Source organism: Peribacillus aracenensis (assembly GCF_025175645.1).
Classification (GTDB): domain Bacteria; phylum Bacillota; class Bacilli; order Bacillales; family DSM-1321; genus Peribacillus; species Peribacillus aracenensis.
The window spans coordinates 1-1,392 of record NZ_JANZMJ010000090.1 but is presented as its reverse complement, the minus strand read 5'-3'; the positions used below and the strand labels follow the sequence as shown (position 1 = coordinate 1,392).

The 1,392-nt window shown below is 39.6% G+C and carries 1 pseudogene; it reads left to right on the top strand.

Annotation, left to right across the window (positions count from 1 at the left end):
- Window positions 1-212: 212 nt before the first annotated feature.
- A pseudogene (locus N0M92_RS29045) lies at window positions 213-1,392 on the top strand (IS110 family transposase); the annotation flags it as partial.

Genomic DNA, 1,392 nt, shown 5'->3' with positions numbered 1-1,392 from the left:
TGGTTCAGAACGGTCAATACTGATTCTACGGCTGGGAGAGGAAGGTCGATGAACTATGGTGCGTTAGAGCCCATCCGTTAGTCTGACTCCAACGACCAAGGTGCACCACTGACTGTCGCTCCCTTACGGGAAGCACACATGGTAGATTAATCCTATTCTAATTTTTGCACCAGCCTCCAATTGTATTGAGAGCCGTAGAAAGGATGTTTTCAATGGAAGTAGTCATTGAAAGAGCATGTGGTATGGATGTCCATAAGGACAATATTACTGCATGTATTATGACACCAGAAGGAAAGAAGATTCAAACGTTTTCAACAATAACTGTTTTTCTAATACAGTTAGTGGATTGGATTAAAAAGAATAACTGTACTCATGTTGCCATGGAGAGTACCAGTGTATATTGGAAACCTATTGTTAATTTATTAGAAGCTGAAGAGATTGAGTTTTTAGTTGTGAATGCTCAACATATGAAAGCAGTGCCAGGGCGTAAAACAGATGTTAAAGATGCAGAATGGATTGCCAAACTTCTTCGTCATGGACTCCTAAAAGCTAGTTACATACCAGATCGAAATCAACGAGAACTACGTGAACTAGTTCGGTACCGTAGAAGTATCATTGAAGAACGTGCTAGACAACATAATCGAATCCAAAAAGTGTTAGAGGGAGCAAATATTAAGCTAGGCTCTGTCGTTTCAGACGTTATGGGTGTTTCAGCTCGAGACATGCTTAACGCAATTGCCGAAGGTGAAGAAGATCCTGAAAAACTAGCAAACTTTGCTCGACGCACAATGAAAAAGAAGAAAGATGAACTAGAACTCGCCCTTAAAGGTTATATCAATTCGCATCAACGCCTCATGTTAAAAACCATTTTAAAGCATATTGATTTTTTAACAGAACAAATCGAGATGCTCGACCAAGAGGTCGAGGAAAGAGTAAGCTCCTATCAAGAAGATGTGGAACGATTAGACTCTATTCCTGGTATAGCTACAAGAATGGCTGAGCAAATTTTTTCTGAAATTGGGACTGATATTAAGAAACAGTTTCCAAGTGCAGCTCATATGTGTTCTTGGGCAGGACTAGTTCCTGGACATAACGAAAGTGCGGGAAAAAGAAAATCGGCTAAAACAAAAAAGGAAACAAGTATTTGAGATCAGCATTAACAGAAGCAGCTCATTCTGTAAGAGGATCTAAAAACTATCTCGGAGCACTGTATAGGCGTACAGCTTCACGAAAAGGTAAGAAACGAGCAGGAATAGTAGTCGCTCATGCCATGTTACGTATCTCCTATTATCTCTTAACTCGAAAAGAAATGTATGTAGACTTAGGCGAAGACTACTTTGATAAACAGAGACAACAATCAATTTTTCGGCATTCACTAAGAAGACTTGAAAG